Consider the following 21,862-nt stretch of genomic DNA (forward strand, 5'->3'; position numbering starts at 1 on the left):
CGCGATCGATGACCAGCTGGGCCAGGCGCAGTCGTGCGCGTGGTGTCAGGGCTGCGTTAGCGTGGGACACGAAGGCCTCCGGGTTGTGGTGAAGCGGTTCCTAGACAGCTCCACTTCACTACCGGGGGCCTTCACCTGTCACATCGACTCACCCACGTGGGGCAGGACAACCTCCCTGGACATCACACCTAGTCCGCGCGGGGGTGTCGGACCGCGATGGCAGGATTCCGGGCCATGACCGCCTCGGGGGACGATGTCCGCGCCTACGCCCTGTCGCTGCCGGAGACCGCCGAGGACTTCCTCTGGCAGATGCCGATCTTCCGGGTCGGCCGCTCGCTCTTCCTGACGCTGCCCGACGACGAGACCTCGATGGCGGTGCGCTGCCCGATCGTGGACCGGGACGAGTTGGTGGCGGCGGAGCCGGAGAAGTTCTGGATCGCCCCGCACGAGGCCGGGAACGCCTGGGTGCGGGTGCGGCTCGCCGCGCTCGACGACCACGAGGAGCTGCGCGCCATCGTGCTCGACTCCTGGCGGCTGGCCGCGCCGAAGCGGTTGCTCGAAACCTGAGCAACCGACCGGAATTTGGCCGGATCCGCCGCGATATGGGCAGTTCACGCCGCGTTTGCTCACCGGAAGCCACGGCGGCGGAACGCGAGTTGTGAGCGCGGCCGACGGCGAGAATCGTTGAGTCATGCAATTCGATGACTACGCCCAGTTCCTGCCGCCGGAGTACCGGGAGCGGGCGCGTCTCCGCCCGGCCGCGACGTGGTGGGAGTGGCGCGGCCGTCGGGTGCACATCGCGCGCGCGGCGGCGCCCGACGCGGGCGTGCGGGTGCTGGTGCTGCACGGCGGCGGCGGGCACGTCGGCGCGCTGTGGCCGCTGGCCGCCGCGGTCGTGCCGGACGGGGTGGAGTTGCTCGCGGTGGACCTGCCGCTCTACGGCGCCACCGACGAGCCGCGGCCGCGCGCGGTGCGGTACGGCGACTGGGTCGACCTGGTCTGCGATCTGGTGCGCGCCGAGACCGAGCGGGACCGGCGGCCGCTGGTGCTGTTCGGGGCGAGCATGGGCGGAATGCTCGCCTACGAGGCGTCGAGCCGCACCGGCGCGGTGGCGCACGTGCTCACCACCTGCCTGCTCGACCCGGCCGACCCGGCGGCCAGGCGCGCCGCCGCCCGCACCCCCGCCGCCGCGCGGATGGCGCCCGCGCTGGCCGCGCTGGAGCCGGTGCTCGGCGGGGTCATGGTGCCGATCCGGCTGCTCGGCGATCTCCGGGCAATGAGCACGAACCGGGAGCTGGCCCGGTACTGCGCCCGCGACCCGCGCGGCGGCGGCGCGCGGGTGCCGCTCGGCTTCATGTCCAGCTTCCTGAGCTACGCGCACACCGCGCCCGCGCGCTACACCGGCGCGCCGGTGACGCTGGTGCACCCGGCGGCGGACGCCTGGACCCCGCCCGAGCTCAGCCTGCGGGTGCTGCGGCGGATCGCGGCGCCGACCGAGGTGGTCATGCTGCCGGAGAGCGGGCACTTCCCGGTGGAGCGGCCGGGGCTCGACCAGCTCGCCGCCACCGTGCTCCGGCTGCGCGACACCGTTCAACCGGTCAGCCGCAGCACCAGCGCGACCAGCTGATCGACGTCCCGCGACACCCGGTGCACCTGCGCGTCGACCACGTGCACGACGGTGCGCGCCAGCGCCGCGGGGTCGTCGCCGCCGCGGCCGCAGCGCGCGAGGTGGAAGGCGACCTCGGCGGCCAGCCGGTCCTCGAGTGCGCGCACCGCGGCGAGCTCCTCGACCCGGCCCGCGGCCACCCGGTGCATGAGGTCGTGCAGCGCGGGGCGGTCGCTGTGCAGCTCGACGACGGCGGTCACCAGGGCGCGCACCGTCTCCTCGAAGGGCGGTGCGGTCGCCCTGAGCTCGGCCGTGACCGTCGCCAAGCGGGTTTCGGCCTGCCGCACGTGCCGGTGCGCGAGGCCGCGCAGCAGCGCCTGCTTGTCCGGGAAGTACTGGTAGAGCGTGCCGATGGAGAACCCGGCGCGCTCGGCGATCCGGTTCGTCGTGGTACCGAGCCCCTCCCGGGCGAACAGCTGGGCCGCCGCCTCGAGCAGGATGTCGACGGTCTCGCGCGCCCGCCGCTGCACCGGTCGCCTGCGGGCGGTCATGCCCGCGAGTCTAGCGCCGCAACCTGCGCTCGGCGGTGCGCAGCACCAGCTCGAAGCCGCTCCGCACGATCGGCGTCCAGACCCGGGTGAGCACCCCGGCCGCGACCGGCGTCGCGAGGGCGAACTCCGAGCGCCAGCGCACCAGGGTGCCGCCCGGCACCTCGGTGCAGGTGATGCTGCCCGCCTCGTGCCGCAGCGGCGGCACCGCGCGGACGATCCGGTACTCCATCCGGTGCGGCGGGTCGTAGGCGGTGACCAGCTCGGTCAGCGCCAGCGCCGCGGTCACCACCTGTCGCACCGCGCCGACGCCCTGCGGTACCGGGGCGCCCGGCGTCACCAGCCGGGCGCGCAGCACGCCGGGCACCGACCGGTAGTTCGCCGAGTCGGTGAGGAAGCCGAACACCTCGGCGATCGGCGCGGCCACCACCCGCTCCACCTCGACCGTGCGCGCCGCGGTCATCGTGCCCGCGCCCGGATCCGGCGGATCGTGCTGTGCCAGAGCAGCGCGGGCACCGCCGCCGCGCTCCGCCCGAGCTGCCCGGAGCTGCGGGTGAGCGCGATCTGGTCCTGCATGGCGAGGCGCCGCACCGCCGCCGACGCCTTGCTCGGGTGCCCGGCGTCCACCGGCGGCCGCGGGTCGTACTCGATGTCCAGCTGCGCCACCTCGGCGCGCTCCCGGCCGTGCAGCTCCTCGACCAGCCAGAGCGCGAGGTCGATGCCCGCCGAGACCCCGGCGGCGGTGGCGACCCGGTCGCCGTGCACCACCCGCTCGCCCGGCTGCGGCACCGCGCCGAGCGCGGCGAGCGCCCGCTCCGCCGCCCAGTGCGTGGTGGCGGGTCTGCCCTGCAGCAGCCCGGCCCCGGCCAGCACCAGCGAGCCGGTGCAGACCGAGACGGTCCAGCGGGTGCCGGGGTGCACCCGGCGCAGCCAGGCGAGCACCGCGGAGTCGGCGGCGGCCGCGAAGGCGCCGGGCCCGCCGGGGACGAGCACGATGTCCGGCGCGGGTGTCTCGGACAATGTGTGCGTCGCGCCGAGCACGAGCACCCCGCTGTCCGCCACGACCGGCCCGGTGGTGGTCGCGACGAAGCGCAGCTCGGTGCCGGGCGGCCAGCGCAGTACCTCGTACGGGCCGATCGCGTCCAGCGCCGTGAAGCCCGGATACAGCAGAACAGCGACCTGCACCGCGGTGCTCCCTCCACTCGAAACGCGCTCGCGAGCGTGCGAACGACAACTAACTTAGCGGTTTCCGCGCGCCGGTGGGCGGTAAATTCCCGGCACTCTTCTCGCCGATATGGACCACGGGGTCTCGGAATCAGCGGTAACATCGCCGTCTGAATCGTGTGGTGGTGCGCCCTGATCCGGGCCACCGGGAGCAGGGAGTTTCTCGTGGGCGTCGAGGTCAGGACCGAAGGTGTCACCAAATCGTTCGGCTCGCAGCGGATCTGGCAGGACGTCTCGCTGACGCTGCCCTCCGGTGAGGTCAGCGCCCTGCTCGGCCCGTCCGGGACGGGCAAGTCGGTGTTCCTGAAGTCGCTGATCGGGTTGCTGCGCCCGGAGCGCGGCTCCATCTACATCGACGGCGTCGACATCACGACGTGTTCGAACAAGCAGCTATACGACATTCGCAAGCTCTTCGGGGTGCTCTTCCAGGACGGCGCGCTCTTCGGCTCCATGACGCTCTTCGACAATGTGGCGTTCCCGCTGCGCGAGCACACCAAGAAGTCCGAGTCCGAGATCAAGCAGATCGTGATGGAGAAGCTGGAGCTGACCGGTCTGATCGGGGCGGAGGGCAAGCTGCCGGGTGAGATCTCCGGTGGTATGCGCAAGCGCGCCGGGTTGGCGCGTGCCCTGGTGCTGGATCCGCAGATCATCCTGGTCGACGAGCCGGACTCGGGTCTGGACCCGGTGCGGACCTCGTACCTGTCGCAGTTGCTGATCGATATCAACGCCCAGATCGATGCGACGATTCTGATCGTCACGCACAACATCAACCTGGCGCGGACGGTTCCGGACAATATCGGGATGCTGTTCCGGCGGCAGCTGGTCATGTTCGGCCCGCGCGAGGTGCTGCTCACCTCCGACGAGCCGGTGGTCAAGCAGTTCCTGAACGGCCGCATCATCGGCCCGATCGGCATGTCCGAGGAGAAGGACGAGACCCAGATGGCCCGCGAGCAGGCCATGGTCGACGCCGGGCACCACCACGGCGGCGCCGAGGAGGTCGAGGGCATCGCCCCGCAGATGCGCGCCACCCCCGGCATGCCGGTGCGCCAGGGCATGCTGCGGCGCAGGCAGCGGGTGCAGGAGATCCTGCACACCCTGCCGCCGAACGCGCAGGCCGCCATCCGCAACTCCTACGAGGACGGCGAGCGCACCGAGGTCATCGAGCACTACCCGGCGCAGAGCCGCTACTGAGCGGTCCTCCGTTCGTGGGCTTCGTTACGGCGGAAATTCGTCCTGGCGGGTATACGGCTGAGGAGTAGCCCGCTGACAGGAGAAGCCCATGAGCGCCGTGCGCACCGAGGACCGGACCGTACCCGGGCGGCAGGGCGCGATACCGGTCCGCGACTACCTGCCCGCGGCGCCGCGGGCCGGGGCGGCGCCGGTGATCTGGCTGCACGGCGGCGGCTTCGTCACCGGTGACCTGGACACCCCCGAATCGCACCGGGTGGCGCTGCGGCTGGCCGCCGGGGGGCGGCCGGTGCGCGCCGTCGACTACCGGCTCGCGCCGCGGCCGTGGGGGCGGCGCACGCGGAACACCCCGCCGGGGCACCACTACCCGGCCGCACTGGACGACGTGGTCGACGCGAGCCGGGACTTCGCCGATCGGCACGGGCGGATCGTGCTCGGCGGCGCCAGCGCGGGCGCCTGCCTCGCGGTGACCGCGGCCCAGCGGCTGGGCGGGACCGCGGGGCTGCTGCTCTGCTACGGCCTCTTCCACGCCGAACTCCCCGCGCTGCCCCCCTCGGTGCGCAGGCGCACCCGCGGGCTGGCGGGGTACCGGCAGTTCACCCCCGCGGCGGTGTACAAGATGAACGTCAACTACGTCGGCCACGCCGAGCTGCTCACCGGCGGCGCCTTCCCCGGCGGCACCGACCTCACCGGGCTGCCGCCCACCCTCATGCTCGACGCCGACTTCGACACCCTGCGCGCCTCCGGCGAGACCTTCGCGGGCGAGCTCGACGCCGCCGGGGTCCCGGTGGCGCACGCCGTGGTCCCGCACTCCTGGCACGGCTACCTGAACCGCCACCGCCTCAACGCCTTCCGCTTCGCGCTCACCGCCATGAACGGCTGGCTGGCCAAGCGCGACGCCGCCCGCACCGGCACGCCCTGATCAGCCGAGCCCGCGCCGGATCGCCGCCGACACCGGGAACGGCGCCGCGAGGTCGAGCTCGCCCACCGGCTCCAGCGGCGGCTGCGCCAGGAAGCGCGGCGCCCGGCCGCGGTGCGCCTGCGCGGAGTGCACCAGGAACGGGTGGCACAGGAAGACGTCGCCGATCCGCCCGGTCGCCGCGACCACCGGAAGCTCCGCGGTAGCGGGCACGACATCGGCGCAGACATCCATCCACGGCCGCCCCTCCCGGTCGGCGTCGCGCAGGAAGGGCGGCACGACCAGGTGCGACCCGATCCGGAGCAGCGTCGGCGCGTCGTCCACGCCGATATCGGAGAACAGGAAGAGCATGAGCAGCGCCCGCCCGCGCGAGCGCAGGTCGACGCGGGGCCCGCCGTCGGCGCCCGCGAACGACGCCTCGACGTGCCACCCCGCGGCCTCCGCGGGTTCGGTGCTGGGAAAGCGGAGCGGGAAGGTGCCGAGGCCGAGCCGCGGCCGCCAGCGGCCCGGCCCCACCAGCCGGTCGTACGCCGCCACCAGCGCCTCGGTGCCCGCCGCCGCGGTGAACGGCGGCGAGCTCAGCCCGGGCACCCAGATCAGGGGGCGGGTCCAGGACGCCGGGTCGTCGGCGTCGAGCCCGATGTGCGCCCAGAGCTCGGCGGCGCAGCGCAGCCCGAGGTCGCGCTCGAAGGCGCCCTCGATCCGCACGAAGCCGTCGGTGCTGAAGCGTTCGACCGCCGCGTCGTCCATGGGGCGTGAGGCTGCCGTCTCGCGACGGCAGCCGCAACCGAATTCCGGCTGCCATGGACACTGTCGGCGACCCCGGGCAGCGGCGGCCGCCTCGGGCAGCGGCGAGTGCCGGGGCGGGGCGGCTGCCCGAGGGGGGCGGCTCAGCTCAATTCCGCGGCGCGGGCCCAGACCCGGTGCTCGGGCAGCGCGGCGGCGAGCGCCGCGAACCCGGCGGTGAGCCCGTCGGCGGCGTCCACCCCGGCCGAGCCGGTGTCGATCCCGGCACGGGTCAGCGCCTCGGCGCCGCGCTCGGTGTAGGCGATGCCCTTGAGGTGCCGGTGCGCCTCCTGCAGCAGCACCCCGAGCTTGGGGTGCGCGGGCGCCGCGGCGATCAGCAGCGCGTCGAACTCGATCGAACGCGCGGTGTCCAGCGTCCGGGAGATCGGCACCGGGCCGAACTCGCCGCCGTGCGGGCCGATCACCAGCGGGGTCACCCCGGCCGCGAAGGCCGCCGCGACCGCGTCGGCCAGCTCACCGGTGTCGGTCTCGTCGTCGGCGACGATCCCGACCAGCCGCCCGTCCACCGGCCACTCCGCGCCGAGCTGGGAGAGCGCGGGCGACGGCGTGACCTCGGCGAGCTCGGGCGCGGGGCCGTCAAGCGCGAGCCCGAGGTTGCCCGCGACGGTGCGCGCCAGCTCCTCGTCGATGTGCCGCAGCACCCCGAGCGTGCGCTGCTTGATCGCCTTCTCGTACACCTTGCCCAGCTCGAAGGAGTACGCCTCGGCGACGTGCGCCCGCTCGATCGGGGTCAGGCTGGCGTAGAAGAGCCGCGCCCCGCTGAAGTGGTCGTCGAAGCTCGCGGGCGACTCGCGCACCTTGGTGCCCGCCACCATCTCCGGGAACTCGATGAGCGCCGCGGCCGGGTCCGCGGTGAACGGGCAGCCGCCGTCCAGGCTGTTCGGCCGGTACGGCGCGACCCCGGTGTGCACGGCGGTCTGGTGCATGCCGTCCCGCAGCATGTCGTTGACCGGGGCGTGCGGCCGGTTGATCGGCAGCTGCGCGAAGTTCGGCCCGCCGAGCCGGGTGATCTGGGTGTCGATGTAGGAGAAGAGCCTGCCCTGCAGCAGCGGGTCGTTGGTGACGTCGATGCCGCGCACCAGGTGGCCGGGGTGGAAGGCCACCTGCTCGGTCTCGGCGAAGTAGCTGCGCGGGTTGGCGTTCAGCGTCATGGTGCCGATGATCCGCACCGGCGCCAGCTCCTCCGGCACGATCTTGGTGGGGTCGAGCAGGTCGAAGCCCTCGAAGGTCTGCTCCTCGGTGTCCGGGAAGACCTGCACGCCCAGGTCCCACTCCGGGAAGGCGCCCGCCTCGATGGCGTCGGCCAGGTCGCGGCGGTGGAAGTCGGGGTCGACGCCGCCCGCGATCTGCGCCTCCTCCCAGAGCAGCGAGTGCACCCCGAGCCGCGGCTTCCAGTGGAACTTCACCAGCGACGAGCGGCCGTCGGCGTCGATCAGCCGGAAGGTGTGCACCCCGAACCCCTCCATGGTCCGGTAGGAGCGCGGGATGCCGCGGTCGGACATGTTCCACAGGGTGTGCGCGGTGGCCTCGGTGTGCAGCGAGACGAAGTCCCAGAAGGTGTCGTGCGCGCTCTGCGCCTGCGGGATCTCCCGGTCCGGGTGCGGCTTGGCGGCGTGCACCACGTCCGGGAACTTGATCGCGTCCTGGATGAAGAAGACCGGGATGTTGTTGCCGACCAGGTCCCAGACGCCGTCGTCGGTGTAGAACTTGGTGGCGAAGCCGCGGGTGTCACGGACCGTGTCGGCCGAGCCGCGCGAGCCGAGCACGGTGGAGAAGCGCACGAAGACCGGGGTCTCGACGCCTTCGGCGAAGAGCCCCGCGCAGCAGATCTCGGCGGCCGCGCCGTTGCCGATGAAGACGCCGTGCGCGGCGGCGCCGCGGGCGTGCACGGCCCGCTCCGGGATCCGCTCGTGGTCGAAGTGGGTGATCTTCTCGCGCAGGTGGTGGTCCTGCAGCAGCACCGGGCCGCGCGGCCCGGCCTTGAGCGAGTGGTCGGTGTCGCGCAGCCTGCCGCCCTGCGCGGTGGTCAGCGTCGCCCCCTGCTGGTTCCGTGCGCCCGGCTCGCCGCCGGTGGGGGAGACCGGCGCGGGGCCGCGCTGGTCGGCCTTGGGGGGCAGCGGTTCGCGGGGGGTGGTCGGCTCGGCGAGCGGGGCGGGCTCGGTGCCGGGCACACCGGGCGGCTGCGGGGTTTCCGACATGGCGGAGGAACCTCCTCGATCGGGGCTGATGCGGGCGCAAGCCGTGCTACCCGGACCCCGCCGCGTCGAAACGCCGCCCCGCTCAGCCCCGCTGATGCACCGTCAGCAGCACGTGGTCGAAGACCGTGCGCAGCCGGGCGGGCACCTCGACGCCGTCGGCCACCGCCGCGCAGAGCAGCTCGGCGAAGCGCGGAAGCTCCAGCCCGTGCTCGGCGGCGCGGGCGCGCAGCAGCTCGTCCGCGCGCCGGGCCTGCACGCCGTAGACCACCATGAGCATCCCCGCCGCCTGCTCGATCGGGCCGCGCAGCCGCGCGTAGTCCGGCAGCGCGGCATCGATCAGCGTGCGGTGCTGCGCCGCCACCGGGCCGGTGAGGTCGACGTAGAAGCCGTTCAGCCCGGTGCGGCCCGGCTCGGCGACCACGATCACCACCCGGTTGTCGCCCCCGGCGGCGGTGAGCCGCTGGCGCAGGCAGAAGCCGTCCCCGGCGCCGACGGCGGCGAGGAACAGCGCGCGGTCGTCCTGGTGCTGGTGCGCGGCGAGCAGTTCCGCGGTCGGCACCACCTCGCCGAGTTCGTAGCCGTGCATGGCCGCGGTCTCCGCGGACCACTGCCAGCGCTGCTCGTCGGCCCGGTAGCCGAAGGTGCCGGTGCGCAGCGCCGCCGGGGATCGCCTGCTTCTCATGAATCGGGTTCGGTGGGGGAGATGGTCATGGCCGTTTCAGTATCGTCCAGTCGCTCGGCGGTGCTGTGCGCGGGTCGGTGTCGCCGCTCGTGCGCCGCCTTCGCCCTGGCGTGCGCGGCGGTGAACAGCGCGGGCAGCGCGGAAGCGGTTCGGGGGCCGGGGTTCACCACCGCGAGCCAGCCCGCGCCCGCGTAGAGCGGGTGTGCGAAGAGGGTGTCGGTGGCGGCGGGGTCCGGGGCGGGTATCCCGGCCCGGGGAGGGTGCCCGGTGTGCGCGGTGAAGGCTTCGGCGCCCGCGGCGATATTGAGCCGGAAGCGCTCCGGGGCGCGCAGTCGGGAGCCGGTGTCGCCGGGGTAGTCCTTGGTCACGATGGTCGCGAAGGGCTGGGCGCGGGGGAGCTCGCCGTCCGGGGCGTAGAAGAAGAAGGTGTCGCCCCAGGCGATCTCGGGCACGGTGGGGTCGCCGTGTCGTGGGCGCTGCGCCAGCACCCCGTCGAGGCCGGAGACGTGGCGGGTGATCTCGTCGATGTCCATGCCTTCGAGCGTTACATTCGACTGCTTGTGGAGACTTTCATCGCGTCCACCCGGGAATCCGACCACCCGACCCTCCACTACGGCACGGCGCAGCTCGCCCGCCGGGCCCGCTGCTCGGCGCAGCACGTGCGCGACCTGGAGGCCGCCGGGGTGCTGCCGCCCGCCCGCCGCGCGGCCAACGGCTACCGCCGCTACGGCGCCACCCACCTGCACTGCCTGCTCGCCTACCGCGCGCTGGCCGGTGCCGTCGGCCCGGTGGCGGCGAAGGAGCTGCTGCGCGCGCTGCACCGCGAGCCGCGGGACGCCGTGCTCGCCCGGCTCGACGCCGCGCACGCCGGGCTGCACCGGGAGCGCGCCGAGCTCGCCGCGGCGACGGTTGCGGCCGCCGCCGTCGCGGCCGAGCCGGTGCCCGACCCGCGCCCCGCCGACGCCATGGGCATCGCGGAACTCGCGGCGGCGCTCGGCATCAGGGCCTCGGCGCTGCGGCACTGGGAGGCCGAGGGGCTGATCGGCCCGGACCGCGACCGCACCGGCACCCGCCGCTACACCCCGGTCCAGGTGCGCGACGTCAGGATCGTGCATCAGCTGCGCGAAGCGGGTTACCGGATCGGCGCGGTGCGCGCGGTGCTCGCGGGGCTGCCGCGCGGCGGCACAGCGACCGTCACTGCCGCGCTCGCCGCCAGGGAGCGCGATATCGCGACCCGTTCGCTGGCGCTGCTGACCGCGGCCGCCGCGCTGGCGCCGCTCTGCGCGGACGCGCACGTGCTCGCCGCGCCGCTCGGGCAGCCGGACATGACGGATCTCTCACCGCCGACCGGCGCCGGGCAGGGCATGCTCGATGGGGCGGCGATCGTCGAGTGAAAGGTGCTCCATGTCCGCGCTTCCCCACGGTCCGGAGCGGCCCGTCCGCTTCGGGTGGATGCGGCCGTGGCATCCGAGCCCGCTGCTGCGCCCGCTGGACCGCCTCGAGGCGGTGCTCCGGCTCGCCGTCGTCGCCGCCGTGCTGCTCACCGTCCCGCTGGCCTGGGGACTCGGCACCGAGGTCTACGCCGTCGACGCGGAGCGCATCCGGGTCGAGCGGGCGACCAGGACCCCGGTGCAGGCCACCGTGGTCACCGAGCCGGCCGAGGTCGCGCCGTACACCGTGCGGGCCACCGTGCGCTGGGACGAGAACGGCCGGTCCGGCACCGCGGAGACCTCGGTGCCGCAGACCGCATCGGCCGGTGATCGCGTCACGCTCTGGCTCGACCCCGCGAACCGCCCGGTGCTCGCGCCGCGCAGCCCCGACGCCGCCCCGATCGGCGGCATCGGCACCGGGCTGCTGGTGGTGTTCACCGCCGCCGGGCTCGGCTGGGCGCTGGTGCGCGCCGTCGCCGTGCTGCTCGACCGCCGCCGCTACGCCGCCTGGGGCGCGGCCTGGGAGCGCAGCGCCCCGCGCCGCTACCGGGACCCGCCCGCCGCGGTGTAGCGCAGCCCCCAGCTCCGCTCGGCCCGCTCGCCCGGCGCCAGCCGGACCAGCCCGCGCCCGGAGTTCAGCGCGTCCGGCGGCGCCGTCATCGGCTCCACCGCCACCGCGAGGCCGCGCACGCCGTTCCGCGGGAAGATCCGCGGCGTGAACACCTGCGCGTACCCCCAGTCCCGACCGTGCAGCAGCTCGACCGCGGCGCCGTCCGGCGCGGTGAGCCGGGCCGCGACGCCGTCCACCGGGGTCACCTCGCCGAAGGCGGTGTCCAGGTCCAGCTCCCCGACCCGCACCCCGCCGCGCAGGTCGAACGGGGTGCCCGCCACCGGGTGCTCGGCCACCGGGTTCATCCGCTCGTCCGCCTCGAACCGGGTGCCCGCGTGCAGCGTGAGCACCAGCTCCTCGATCGGGTGCGCACCGACCCGCAGGTAGGGGTGCGCGCCGACCGCCCACGGCGCGGTGCGCTCGGAGAGGTTGCGCACGGCGTGCGTGACCGCGAGGCCGTCCGGGCGCAGCGCGTACCGGACCGTGGTGTCGAGCAGGAAGGGCCAGCCGTGCTGCGGCGGGATCAGCGCGCCCAGCGTCACCGCGTCGGCGGCCCGCTCGAGCACGGTGTACTCGGTATTGCGGAGCAGGCCGTGGATGGCGTTGCCGCGGGCCGGTTCGGTGAGGTCGAGCTGCTGGGGCGCGCCGTCCAGGGTCCAGCGGCCGTCGCGCACCCGATTCGGCCACGGGACCAGGACCAGCCCGCAGCCCTGCGGCGGCGGCGCGGTGGCGGGCACCGGTTCGGTGACGGCGGTGCCGCCGACGGTCAGCGAACGGAGGACCGCGGCCACGGTGCCGATCTCGGCGCGCACGCCCGCCGCCTCCAGCGTGACCGCCCTTCCGGTGGCGGTGATTGCGGATTCGAGCACGTCGTGAGCCTACGGGGGAAAATGCCGGCTATCGTGGTCCGGTGCCATCCGGAATCGTGAAGCGGCAGGCGCGGCTCGCCGACGGCCGCGACCTGTTCTACTTCGACGACGCCGACACCACCCTCGGTCCAGAGCGCCGGATCGATGCCAGGACGCTGGAGCCGCGCCCCGGCACCGCCGCCATGCGGCTCGACGTGCTCACCGGTGAGTGGATCTCGATCGCCGCGGCCAGGCAGAACCGGGTGGTGCTGCCGCCGTCGGACCGCGACCCGCTGGCCCCGCAGACCCCGACCAACCCCTCCGAGATCCCGGACCGCTACGACGTGGCGGTCTTCGAGAACCGCTCGCCGTCCTTCGGCCCCGCGCTGCCCCCCGACGTCACCGGCGCGCCCACCGGCCTCACCGACCTGGCCACGCTCGGCCTGGGCCGCGAACTGGCCGCGGTGGGGCGCTGCGAGGTGGTGTGCTTCAGCCCGGAGCAGCACGGCTCGCTCGGGACGCTCGGCACCGGCCGGGCGCGCACCGTGATCGAGGCGTGGGCCGACCGCACCGCCGCGCTCTCCGCGCTGCCAGGCATCCAGCAGGTCTTCCCGTTCGAGAACCGCGGCGAGGCGATCGGGGTGACGCTGCACCACCCGCACGGCCAGATCTACGCCTACCCCTACGTCACCCCGCGCACCGCCCGCCTGCTGGACGCCGCCGAGCGGCTCGGGCCCGGGCTCTTCGGCGACATCCTCGACTTCGAGCGCGCGGGCCCGCGGGTGCTGCTCACCGGCGAGCACTGGACCGCGTTCGTGCCCTTCGCCGCGCGCTGGCCCATCGAGGTGCACCTGCTGCCGCACCGGCACGTCCCCGACTTCGCCGCCACCGACGAGGCCGAGCGCGCCGAGCTGGCCGAGTTGCTGCCGCGGCTGCTGCGCGGCATCGACGCGCTCTACGACACCCCGACGCCCTACATCGCGGCCTGGCACCAGGCCCCGGTGCGCGTCGGCCGGGACGCGCTGCGGCTGCACCTGCAGCTCACCTCGCCGCGGCGCGGCACGAACAAACTCAAGTACCCCGCGGGATCGGAGGCGGCCATGGGCGCGTGGATCGGGGACATCCCGCCGGAGACCGCGGCGGCGCGGATCCGCGAGGCGCTGGCATGAGCGGGTCAGGCCCGGAGGCGGGAGCGCAGCGTAGCCACGGAGGGCCCCCGCTCGTGCCGAGGGGAGACAGCATGAGCGGGTCGAGTCCTGAACGCGGTGGGGGCGCGGGGGCGCTGTTCCGGGAGTTGACCGGTGCCGATGCGGCCGGGGTGTGGTCGGCGCCGGGGCGGGTGAACCTGATCGGCGAGCACACCGACTACAACGAGGGCTTCGTGCTCCCGTTCGCCATCGACCGGCGCACCGAGGTCGCCGCCGCGCCGCGCGCCGACGGCGTGCTCCGGGTGGCGAGCACCTTCGGCGGCGACCCGGTCGCGCTCCCGGTGACCGAGCTGGTGCGCGCGCACGCCGCGGGCGAGCTGCGCGGCTGGTCCGCCTACCCGCTCGGCGTCGCCTGGGCGCTCGGCGAGTTCGGCGCCGACCTCGCCGCCGTGCCCGGCGCCGACCTCGCCATCGACTCCTCCGTCCCGGTCGGCGCGGGGCTCTCCTCCTCGGCGGCGATCGAGAGCGCCGTCGCGCTCGCGCTCACCGAGCTGTGGGGGCTCGAGCTCTCGAGGGAGACCCTGGCGAAGGTGGGGCAGCGCGCGGAGAACGACGCGGTCGGCGCCCCCACCGGCATCATGGACCAGTCCGCCGCGCTGCTCGGCGAGCTCGACGCCGCCGTCTTCCTCGACTGCCGCACGCTCGCCGCCGAGGTGGTCCCGCTCGGCTTCGCCGAGGCCGGGCTGGTGCTGCGCGTCATCGACACCGGGGTCAGGCACGAGCACGCCACCGGCGGCTACCGCGAGCGCCGCGCCTCCTGCGAGGCGGGCGCCGCCGCGCTGGGCGTCCCGGCGCTGCGCGACCTCGAGGTCGCCGACCTGGACCGGGCGCGCGAGCTGCTCGACGACGTCACCTTCCGCCGGGTCAGGCACGTGGTGACCGAGGACCGCCGCGTCCTCGACACCGTGCGCACCCTGCGCGCCGACGGCGCCGCCGCCATCGGCCCGCTGCTTGACGCCTCGCACGCCTCCATGCGCGACGACTTCGAGATCTCCGTCCCCGAGCTGGACGTCGCGGTGGCGGCGGCGCGCGCCGCAGGCGCGCTGGGGGCGCGGATGACCGGCGGCGGATTCGGCGGCGCCGCCATCGCGCTGGCGCCCGCCGATGCCGTCGCGGCGATCTCCGAGGCGGTCGAGCTGGCCTTCGCCGCACGGGGTTTCGCGCCGCCGACGCAGTTCACCGTCGTCCCCTCGGACGGCGCGCACCGGGACTCGTGAGCCGCGGCACCGACAGCGAGCCAGGCCGCGCCGCCGAAGCACCGCGCGACCCGCGCCGAGCCGGTCGGCTCAGCGGCGGTGCGAGCCCGCCTGCGCGGCGGGCGCGATCCGGCGCAGCACCGCGCCCCCGGCGATCCCGACCGCGATCAGCCCGATCCCGACCGCCGCGTGCGTGCCGTCGGTGATCAGCCCGGCGACGCCGACGCCGATCAGGAAGGGCGGGAACCAGTCCAGCAGCCGCGCGACCGGCTTGGGCGGGTCGGTGGGCTTGCCCGCCGCCTGCGCCGCCCGGTTCGGCGCGTACTCCGGGTACCACTCGGTGAAGGCGATGGCGAAGAGCGTGATGCCGATCTGCAGCACCCACCCGGTCCAGAAATTGTCCGGGTCGTGCTGGACCCCGTCGGCGAGGAAACCGAGCAGCGCGTTCGCCGCGAACGCCGCCGCCCACACCCCGGTGATCATGTAGTTCACCCGCAGGAAGAGCGGCGAGAGCCAGTACTCGCGCGGCGTCTGCTCGCGTGCGTACTGCAGGGTGAACGGCACCCGCGCGAGCAGCGAGCCGAGCGCGAAGAGCGCCAGCGCGATATTGGAGAGCTCCCCGGCCCAGAGCTCCAGCCACTCGATGAAGCCGGGCGAGGCCAGGATCCCGACCACCGCCAGCGCCCCGAAGAAGACCAGGTCGAACAGCTCCAGCAACTTCACCGAGGTGCCGCGCCGCCGCCCGGCCACGAAGACGAGCAGCGCGAACCCGAACGCCGCCGCCACCGCCTCCTCGAACCGGCCCGGCCCGTTGAACAGCGACATCACGATCCACGGCGCCAACCCGGCGAGCGGGGATTCGACGAAGCGGTCGAGCAGCCCGGAACGGGAGACGTGCGGACGGTTCACAGCGCCCTCCTCGACGGTCGGGATCCAGCGTATCCCCGCCTCGGGCGAATGTCCGGCAATCAGCGCCGCGGCGGCGAGGTGCTCCACAGCGCGAGCCCGATCAGCACCGGCTGGAAGAACAGCCGGATCAGCCGCTTCCGGTCGGTGTCGAGGCCGAAGCCGTCCCGCTTGTTCGTGTACTGCGCGATATTGCCCGGGAAGACCGCCACGAAGAAGAGCGCCAGCAGCCTGCCGAAGCGCGCCCGGTCCCGCGAACTCGCGGCGAGCAGCGTGCCGAGCGTGATCTCCACCCCGCCCGAGGCCATGACCACGCCGTCCTCGTCCAGCGGCGTCCAGCTCGGCACCTGGGCGCGGAAGGTCTCCCGGCCCCAGAACAGGTGGCTGAGCCCGGCGAAGACCATGCCGCCCGCCAGCCCGTAGCGGACGACGTCGCGCGCGGTCGTAGAAGAGTCCATGGTCGGAGGGCTACCCGCCCCGGCCGGTGCCAACCCGCCGGTTTCCGGCCGCGGAAACCGGACACCCCGCCGGTGGAACACCCGAACCGAGAGGAGCACGCGAATGTCGGACGAGGACATCGTCGCCCAGTTGAAGCAGGACATCACCACCGCCGACAACCTCGGTGACACCGCCACCGTCGAGCGGCTCACCGGTGAGCTGGAGAAGGCGAAGCAGGCCGCCGCCACCGGGGACGCGAGCCCGGAGTGAGCGCGCGCGGCGGAGCCGGGCCGGCTCCGCCGCACCCGGCAACCCCTGGGCTAGGTTCGTGGCGGACCGTCTGAGAGGGGAAATCCTTGCCGGATTACGAGAACCACGCGGGCACCCGCCCCGCCGCCTGGTACGAAGACGCCACCGCGGGCGCCGATTCGCCCTACGCGGGCCGCCCCGAGCCGGTGCGCGAACATCGCTACGCCACCCTCACCTACGAGGTCACCGACCGCGTCGCGCGGATCACCTTCGACCGTCCCGAGCAGGGCAACGCCATCACCCCGGACACCCCGCTCGACCTCGCGCACGCCGTCGAGCGCGCCGACCTGGACCCGGCGGTGCACGTCATCCTGGTCTCCGGCCGCGGCAAGGGGTTCTGCGGCGGCTACGACCTGTCGCTCTTCGCCGAGCAGTCCGGCACGCGGGACGACCCCGATTCCACCCTCGGCACCGCGCTCGACCCGATGGTGCAGGCGCGCAACCACAACCCGTGGGGCACCTGGGACCCGGTGCTCGACTACCAGATGATGAGCCGCTTCAACCGCGGCTTCGCCAGCCTGCTGCACGCGAACAAGCCGACCGTCGCCAAGCTGCACGGCTTCGCCATCGCGGGCGGCACCGACATCGCGCTCTACGCCGACCAGATCGTCTGCGCCGACGACACCCGCATCGGCTACCCGCCCACCCGGGTCTGGGGCATCCCGGCCGCGGGCATGTGGGCGCACCGCCTCGGGGACCAGCGCGCCAAGCGGCTGCTCTTCACCGGGGACTCGCTCACCGGCGCGCAGGCCGCCGAGTGGGGGCTCGCCGTCGAATCCTGGCCCGCCGCCGAACTCGACGCCCGCACCGAGGAATTCGTCGCCCGCATCGCCCGCATGCCGCTGAACCAGCTGGTCATGGCGAAGCTCGCGGTGACGAGTTCGCTGCTCGCCCAGGGCGTCGCCAACTCCGGCATGATCAGCACGGTCTTCGACGGCATCTCCCGACACACCCGCGAGGGCTACGCCTTCCAGCTCCGCGCCGCCACCGCGGGCTTCCGCGAAGCGGTCCGCGAGCGGGACGAGCCGTTCGGCGACTGGAAGGGGAAGCCGCAGGGCTGACCCCTGCCAATTCGCTTGCCACCGGCCGTATTTCACACCGTCGAGCCGCGCGTTCGGGCTACCCTGGAACCCGGCCGGCCGGAGCGGGGGATCCAGTGGCGAACATCGGGGTGGAGCGTAGGCGGCGCTGGGCGCAGGCACAGCTCGAGCGGTACCCGTTCCTGACCGCGCCGCAGCGCCGCTTCCTGTCGGTGCCGTTGATGGCGAGCGGCTGGCACCTGGTGGTGGACGGCTCCGGCGGTTCGCCCGGCCGGGCCGCCGCCTTCGCCATCGGGCGCACCGGCGTATACGCCCTGGTCTTCACCGACGAGGTCCCGGACCGGGGCAGGCTCCGACGGGTGCGCGTGCACGCCGAGGAGCTGTTCGCCGCGGCGCTCGCCGATGGGAGCAGGCTGGTGCCGCACACGCTGGAAGTGGTGCTGCTGATGCCGCGCGCGGTGCCGGTTCAGGTACACGACCCGTTCCTGGCGGCGGACGAGGCAGGCTTCGGGGCACTGCTGTTCGACGGCGACCGCACGGTGTCGCGGCCGCGGGTGCGCGAGCTGGCGCTCTCCGTCGCCGCGCGGTCCGAGCGGTACGAGCTGATCGCCGAGGACGACGCGCCCCGGCCCGAGCCGGACGGCACCGGCGAGCTCTTCGGCATCGGCGACCTGCGCGACGACGAGCGCCGCCGTGCCCTGGGCCGCCCGTTCCCGTAGTGGGTCACCTTCCTCGACCCGGACCAGATCGCCCTGGTGCACGCCGCTTTCACCGGCCCGGCCCGGCTCAGCGGCCCCGCGGGCACCGGGAAGACCGTCGTCGCGCTGCACCGCATGGCGCGCTTCGCGAAGACCAGGCCGGGCAGGCTGCTGTTCACCAGCTTCGTCCGGACCCTGCCCGGCTACCACCGCGCGGGTTTCGACCGGCTGGCCCCGCGGGTCGGGGAGCGGGCCGAGTTCATGGGGCTGCACGCCTGGGCGAGCCGATTCCTCGCCTGGCGCGGAGTCGCCTACCGGCTGCCGCGGGCGGACGAGAAGCCGTACGAGGACGCCTTCGCCCGCGCCTGGACCAGGGCCAGGAACGACCTCGCCGCGATCGAGGGCACCGACTACGAGTACTGGAGGGAGGAGGTGGGCCGGGTGATCGAGGGCCGCGGCATCACCACCCTCGCGGAGTACCTGGCGATCGACCGGCCCGGCCGCAACCGGATCCGGCTCGGTGCCACCCAGCGCACGACGGTGTGGCACCGGTTCTACCTCCCGTACCGGGAGCGGCTGGCGGAGCGCGGGATCGACACCTTCCACGACGTGATCGCGAAGGCGCTGGCCGAGATCACCGCCCGGCCGCTGGACCACACCGAGGACTACGGCCTCGTCGTCGTGGACGAGGTCCAGGATTTCACCCTCACGCAGCTGAGGCTGGCGCACCACATCGCGGGCGGCGGGCCGAACGCCCCGCTGCTGCTGGTCGGGGACGGGCAGCAGCAGGTCTACGCGGGCGGCTGGCGGCTCTCGGACGCCGGTATCCCGCTCGGCGGCGGCCGGGGCCGCGTGCTGCGGACCAACTACCGCAACCGGGACGCGGTGCTGCGCTACGCCCAGCGCATCGAGGCCATGGACACCGTCGACGACCTCGACGGCGGGCCCGGCTTCGCCGTCCGGGACAGCGACGGCGTCCTGCCCGGCGGCGACGCCGTCGAACTCCGGGTGCCGCGCACCGAGGTCGACGCCGCGCTGCTGCGGGCGGTCGCCGCGGTGCCGCCCGGCTCCGATATCGCGGTGCTGGTCGACGGCCGCACCGCCGTCAGGCACTACCTGCGGCTGCTGACCCGCGCCGGGCACGACGCGCTCGCCCTCGAGGAGTACGACGGGATGGAGGTCGCGGCGATCAAGGTCGGGACCGTGCACCGGGCCAAGGGCATGGACTTCGCCGCCGTCTTCCGGCTGGTGGACGAGGAACCCGACCAGGGCGACCGCGACCGGGCCGAGCTGCTCGCCCGGCAGCACCTGGTCGCCGCGAGCCGGGCCCGCGACTACCTCTGGGTCGCCACCGTGACCGGGCTCAGCGCTCCGAAATCCCCTCCGCGCGCGCGAAGCTCGCCTCCTCCCGGTCGACCAGGCCGAGCAGGGCCAGCGGGCGCTGGGTGACGGTGTTGGTCAGGTAGGTGATGACGACCGCCCACCGGTTCACCCCGCGCGGCACCGCGAAGGTGTGGTAGGCGCGGGTGACGGCCTTGGCGACCAGCCCGGAGAGCGGGATGCCGAGCGGGTTGGCGACCGCGAAGCGCGGGCCCAGGTCGACGACGAGGCCGAGGTCGCGGTGCCGGTACGGCGCGAAGGTGCCGATGCCGAGGCTGGCGGCGACATTGCGGGCCAGCGTCTTGCCCTGCCTGGAGGCGTGCTGCGCGGTGGGCGGGGTGATCTCGCCCGGCTTGGTGAGGTCGGGCACGGCGGCGGCGTCGCCACCGGCGAAGACCGACGGGTGGCCGGGCACCCGCAGCTCGGCGTCGACCACCAGCCTGCCGCGCTCCAGCGGCAGGTCGAGCGTTTCCAGCACGGGCGCGCCGGTCACGCCGGTCACCCAGGCGACGGTGTGCGTCGGGACGACGGTGCCGTCGGTGAGCTGCACCCGGTCCGCGTGCAGCTCGGCGAGCGAGGTCTCCAGCCGGATCTCGATGCCGCGCCCGCGCAGTTCGTGCAGCACCTGCTCGCCGAGCTCGGCGCCGACCTCGGGCATGACCTGCTTCGCGGTGTCGAGCAGCAGGAACCGGATGTCGTCGCGGCGCAGCCCGCGCCGGGCGGCGTAGTCGTCGGCGAGTGCGCGGAGCTGGGCGATGAGCTCGGTGCCCGCGTACGAGGCGCCGACCACGACGACGGTGCGGCGGGCGATCCGCACCTGCTCGTCCTCCTCCTGGTCGGCCAGCTCCAGCTGCCGCAGCAGCTGCTCGCGCAGGTAGAGCGCCTCGGCGACGGTCTTCAGCCCGCGCGCGTGCTCGTGCAGCCCCGGCACGTCGAAGAGCCGGGTCACCGAGCCGGGGGTGAGCACCAGCCGGTCCCAGGAGAGCGTGCGCGGCGCGTGGTGCTCGCTGGTCACCGTCACCGTGCGGGCCGCCAGGTCGACCGAGTCCGCGCTCGCCACCACCAGCCGCACCTTCGGCAGCGCGTCGGCCAGCGGGATGGCGACGAAGCGCGGATCGATCAGCCCGCCTGCCACGTCGGGCAGCAGCGGGGTGTAGAGCATGTAGTCCTGCGGGGTCACCAGCACGATCTCGATGTCGCGCCCCGACTTCGCCAGGCGCTTGCAGAGCTCACCGGCGCAGGTGAACCCGGCGAAACCGCTGCCGACGACGACGATCCGTTCACGGGCGGCACTGGTCTCGGGCACGGCGCACCCCTCCTTCGGTTTCGACTACGTTCGGCGTTGCCCGATCCGCGCCGCGGAAAACTCAGCCTGCCAGGCCGATGGCGAGGATCACGATGCCGAGCAGCGGCGCGGTCAGCTGGATCAGCGCGGGCCGCCGCTTGCGCGGGTCGGAGAGCAGCAGCACCAGCCCGGCCGCGACCATGCTGCCCGCACCGGCGAAGACCAGCGCCGCGCCGACCGCCCGGTGGTCGAGCGCGACCGCGACGATGCCGACCGCGACCATGACCGCCAGGAACAGGTTGTAGAAGCCCTGGTTGAAGGCGAGCGGCTTGGTGATCTCGGCATCCTGGGCGTTCACCCCGAAGATCGCCCGCGTGCGCGGCGCGGTCCAGGCCAGCGATTCCAGCTGGAAGATGTACACGTGGATCGCCGCGGCGATCCCGGCCAGGACGAGTCCGATGACGACGAGCATCAGCTCAGCGCCTCCGCGATCCGGCGCCACTCCGCGCGCGGCAGGGCACGCTGGTCGGCGCGGAGCACCTGCACGCAGACGTGGTCGGCGCCCGCCTCCCGGTGCTCGGCGATCCGGCGCAGCACCGCCTCCTCGTCGCCCCAGGCGATCACCGCGTCGAACAGCCGGTCGCTGACGGTCGCGATGTCCTCCTCGGTGAAGCCGGAGCGCAGCAGGTTGTTCGCGTAGTTCGGCATGGAGAGGTAGCCGCGCAGCCACGGCGTGCCGATCTCGCGCGCCTCGGCGGCGTCGGAGGTGAGGATGACGGTCTGCTCCGGCGCCAGCAGCGGGCCCGCGCCGAGCACCTCGCGCGCGGTCCGGGTGTGCTCGGGCAGCACCAGGTAGGGGTGCGCGCCGCTGGTCCGCTCCGCGGCCAGCGCGAGCATCTTCGGGCCGAGCGCGGCCAGCACCATGCGGTCCGCGGGCACCGGGCGCTCGGCGGCGTCCAACCCGTCCAGGAAGGCCTTCGTCGCGGCCAGCGGCTTGCGGTAGCGGCCGGGGGACTTCGCGTCGATGAGCGGGGCGTGGCTCACGCCGATGCCGAGCAGGAAGCGGTCGCCGTAGCTCTCCGCGAGGCGGTGGTACGCCGCCGCCACCTCGGCGGGCTCGTGCATCCAGAGGTTCAGGATGCCGGTCGCGATCACCACCTTCGAGGTGGCCCGCAGCAGGTTCTCCACCGAGTCCAGCACCGGGCCGCCGACGTCCGGGATCCAGAGCGCGGTGAAGCCCGCCTCCTCCAGTTCGGCCGCGGCCTCCGCCGCCGCCACCGGGTCGCCGTAGCGCAGCGGGGAGCTCCAAATTCCGACACCTGAGAGATTCACGGTCGCCATC

25 protein-coding genes are annotated in these 21,862 nt (G+C 74.1%); 12 read left to right on the top strand and 13 right to left on the bottom strand.

Going from position 1 to position 21,862, the window contains the following annotated elements:
- The first annotated feature begins 234 nt into the window (after positions 1-234).
- A complete protein-coding gene (locus ACFUUZ_RS00005) occupies positions 235-567 on the top strand; it encodes an MmcQ/YjbR family DNA-binding protein (RefSeq protein ID WP_378690421.1) in 333 nt (110 codons plus the stop codon).
- A gap of 124 nt (positions 568-691) precedes the next feature.
- Positions 692-1,627, top strand: coding sequence for an alpha/beta hydrolase (locus tag ACFUUZ_RS00010; protein WP_378690423.1), 936 nt, complete (start codon positions 692-694; stop codon positions 1,625-1,627).
- Here ACFUUZ_RS00010 and ACFUUZ_RS00015 read toward each other — a convergent pair.
- Genes ACFUUZ_RS00015 through ACFUUZ_RS00025 form a run of 3 tightly spaced genes read right to left on the bottom strand, consistent with a single transcriptional unit; the run spans position 1,591 to position 3,339 of the window.
- Complete coding sequence (locus ACFUUZ_RS00015) at positions 1,591-2,157, bottom strand: TetR/AcrR family transcriptional regulator (protein ID WP_378690426.1); 567 nt, start codon at positions 2,155-2,157, stop codon at positions 1,591-1,593. The two genes, ACFUUZ_RS00010 and ACFUUZ_RS00015, sit on opposite strands and share 37 nt — an antisense overlap.
- Before the next feature lie 10 nt (positions 2,158-2,167).
- On the bottom strand, positions 2,168-2,617 hold the full coding sequence (locus tag ACFUUZ_RS00020) for an SRPBCC family protein (RefSeq protein ID WP_378690429.1): 450 nt from the start codon (positions 2,615-2,617) through the stop codon (positions 2,168-2,170).
- Entirely contained in the window at positions 2,614-3,339 is a 726-nt protein-coding gene (locus ACFUUZ_RS00025; RefSeq protein ID WP_378690431.1) for a DJ-1/PfpI family protein, read from the bottom strand. The genes ACFUUZ_RS00020 and ACFUUZ_RS00025 overlap by 4 nt, the downstream gene beginning before the upstream one ends.
- A gap of 204 nt (positions 3,340-3,543) precedes the next feature.
- Here ACFUUZ_RS00025 and ACFUUZ_RS00030 point away from each other — a divergent pair, with 204 nt between their 5' ends.
- The gene (locus tag ACFUUZ_RS00030) at positions 3,544-4,569 is read left to right on the top strand and encodes an ABC transporter ATP-binding protein (protein WP_378690434.1); all 1,026 of its coding nucleotides are present in this window, start codon (positions 3,544-3,546) and stop codon (positions 4,567-4,569) included.
- Between the two features lie 88 nt (positions 4,570-4,657).
- Positions 4,658-5,488, top strand: coding sequence for an alpha/beta hydrolase fold domain-containing protein (locus ACFUUZ_RS00035; protein ID WP_378690437.1), 831 nt, complete (start codon positions 4,658-4,660; stop codon positions 5,486-5,488).
- On the opposite strand, the gene ACFUUZ_RS00040 is transcribed toward ACFUUZ_RS00035, so the two are convergent.
- The 4 genes from ACFUUZ_RS00040 to ACFUUZ_RS00055 all read right to left on the bottom strand — a co-directional run bounded on the left by ACFUUZ_RS00040 (position 5,489) and on the right by ACFUUZ_RS00055 (position 9,705).
- Positions 5,489-6,235, bottom strand: coding sequence for a phytanoyl-CoA dioxygenase family protein (locus tag ACFUUZ_RS00040; protein WP_378690439.1), 747 nt, complete (start codon positions 6,233-6,235; stop codon positions 5,489-5,491).
- Between the two features lie 140 nt (positions 6,236-6,375).
- Positions 6,376-8,490 (bottom strand): catalase, encoded by a 2,115-nt coding sequence (locus ACFUUZ_RS00045; protein ID WP_378690442.1) that lies wholly within the window; start codon positions 8,488-8,490, stop codon positions 6,376-6,378.
- Positions 8,491-8,572: 82 nt separating this feature from the next.
- Positions 8,573-9,172, bottom strand: a complete 600-nt coding sequence (locus ACFUUZ_RS00050) for an ANTAR domain-containing protein (RefSeq protein ID WP_378690445.1) — start codon at positions 9,170-9,172, stop codon at positions 8,573-8,575.
- Positions 9,169-9,705 carry a DUF6194 family protein gene (locus tag ACFUUZ_RS00055; protein ID WP_378690448.1) on the bottom strand — a complete coding sequence of 179 codons (537 nt, stop codon included), beginning with the start codon at positions 9,703-9,705 and terminating at the stop codon, positions 9,169-9,171. Before ACFUUZ_RS00055 ends, ACFUUZ_RS00050 begins: the two co-directional genes overlap by 4 nt.
- Positions 9,706-9,732: 27 nt before the next feature.
- On the opposite strand from ACFUUZ_RS00055, the gene ACFUUZ_RS00060 reads away from it, so the two are divergent.
- Both ACFUUZ_RS00060 and ACFUUZ_RS00065 read left to right on the top strand, forming a co-directional pair.
- Entirely contained in the window at positions 9,733-10,566 is an 834-nt protein-coding gene (locus ACFUUZ_RS00060) for a MerR family transcriptional regulator (protein ID WP_378690451.1), read from the top strand.
- Between the two features lie 10 nt (positions 10,567-10,576).
- Complete coding sequence (locus ACFUUZ_RS00065; RefSeq protein WP_378690453.1) at positions 10,577-11,173, top strand: hypothetical protein; 597 nt, start codon at positions 10,577-10,579, stop codon at positions 11,171-11,173.
- Here the strand turns inward: ACFUUZ_RS00065 and ACFUUZ_RS00070 are convergent.
- Entirely contained in the window at positions 11,146-12,081 is a 936-nt protein-coding gene (locus tag ACFUUZ_RS00070; protein WP_378690456.1) for an aldose 1-epimerase family protein, read from the bottom strand. The genes ACFUUZ_RS00065 and ACFUUZ_RS00070 overlap by 28 nt on opposite strands.
- Before the next feature lie 41 nt (positions 12,082-12,122).
- On the opposite strand from ACFUUZ_RS00070, the gene galT reads away from it, so the two are divergent.
- Entirely contained in the window at positions 12,123-13,229 is a 1,107-nt protein-coding gene (gene galT, locus ACFUUZ_RS00075) for a galactose-1-phosphate uridylyltransferase (RefSeq protein WP_378690458.1), read from the top strand.
- A gap of 71 nt (positions 13,230-13,300) precedes the next feature.
- Positions 13,301-14,485 (top strand): galactokinase, encoded by a 1,185-nt coding sequence (galK, locus tag ACFUUZ_RS00080; RefSeq protein ID WP_378690461.1) that lies wholly within the window; start codon positions 13,301-13,303, stop codon positions 14,483-14,485.
- A 69-nt stretch (positions 14,486-14,554) separates the two neighbouring features.
- On the opposite strand, the gene ACFUUZ_RS00085 is transcribed toward galK, so the two are convergent.
- Positions 14,555-15,373 (bottom strand): hypothetical protein, encoded by an 819-nt coding sequence (locus ACFUUZ_RS00085; RefSeq protein WP_378690464.1) that lies wholly within the window; start codon positions 15,371-15,373, stop codon positions 14,555-14,557.
- Between the two features lie 59 nt (positions 15,374-15,432).
- Positions 15,433-15,828, bottom strand: a complete 396-nt coding sequence (locus tag ACFUUZ_RS00090) for a hypothetical protein (RefSeq protein ID WP_378690467.1) — start codon at positions 15,826-15,828, stop codon at positions 15,433-15,435.
- A gap of 103 nt (positions 15,829-15,931) precedes the next feature.
- Between ACFUUZ_RS00090 and ACFUUZ_RS00095 the strand changes: the two genes are divergently transcribed.
- The 4 genes from ACFUUZ_RS00095 to ACFUUZ_RS00110 all read left to right on the top strand — a co-directional run bounded on the left by ACFUUZ_RS00095 (position 15,932) and on the right by ACFUUZ_RS00110 (position 19,304).
- Positions 15,932-16,078: a hypothetical protein gene (locus ACFUUZ_RS00095; RefSeq protein WP_378690470.1), complete on the top strand. Its 147-nt coding sequence runs from the start codon at positions 15,932-15,934 to the stop codon at positions 16,076-16,078.
- Positions 16,079-16,164: 86 nt separating this feature from the next.
- Positions 16,165-17,178 (top strand): crotonase/enoyl-CoA hydratase family protein, encoded by a 1,014-nt coding sequence (locus ACFUUZ_RS00100; protein ID WP_378690473.1) that lies wholly within the window; start codon positions 16,165-16,167, stop codon positions 17,176-17,178.
- Between the two features lie 95 nt (positions 17,179-17,273).
- Complete coding sequence (locus ACFUUZ_RS00105) at positions 17,274-17,876, top strand: hypothetical protein (protein WP_378690476.1); 603 nt, start codon at positions 17,274-17,276, stop codon at positions 17,874-17,876.
- 36 nt (positions 17,877-17,912) lie between these two features.
- Positions 17,913-19,304 (top strand): UvrD-helicase domain-containing protein, encoded by a 1,392-nt coding sequence (locus ACFUUZ_RS00110; RefSeq protein ID WP_378690479.1) that lies wholly within the window; start codon positions 17,913-17,915, stop codon positions 19,302-19,304.
- On the opposite strand, the gene ACFUUZ_RS00115 is transcribed toward ACFUUZ_RS00110, so the two are convergent.
- The 3 genes from ACFUUZ_RS00115 to ACFUUZ_RS00125 form a co-directional block, all read right to left on the bottom strand.
- Positions 19,219-20,541 carry an NAD(P)/FAD-dependent oxidoreductase gene (locus tag ACFUUZ_RS00115; RefSeq protein ID WP_378690482.1) on the bottom strand — a complete coding sequence of 441 codons (1,323 nt, stop codon included), beginning with the start codon at positions 20,539-20,541 and terminating at the stop codon, positions 19,219-19,221. The two genes, ACFUUZ_RS00110 and ACFUUZ_RS00115, sit on opposite strands and share 86 nt — an antisense overlap.
- A 61-nt stretch (positions 20,542-20,602) precedes the next feature.
- On the bottom strand, positions 20,603-20,992 hold the full coding sequence (locus tag ACFUUZ_RS00120; RefSeq protein WP_378690485.1) for a DUF1304 domain-containing protein: 390 nt from the start codon (positions 20,990-20,992) through the stop codon (positions 20,603-20,605).
- A complete protein-coding gene (locus ACFUUZ_RS00125; RefSeq protein ID WP_378690488.1) occupies positions 20,992-21,852 on the bottom strand; it encodes an LLM class F420-dependent oxidoreductase in 861 nt (286 codons plus the stop codon). The genes ACFUUZ_RS00120 and ACFUUZ_RS00125 overlap by 1 nt, the downstream gene beginning before the upstream one ends.
- Positions 21,853-21,862: the final 10 nt, after the last annotated feature.

The organism is Nocardia sp. NPDC057353, assembly GCF_042667085.1.
In the GTDB taxonomy this organism is placed as follows: domain Bacteria; phylum Actinomycetota; class Actinomycetes; order Mycobacteriales; family Mycobacteriaceae; genus Nocardia.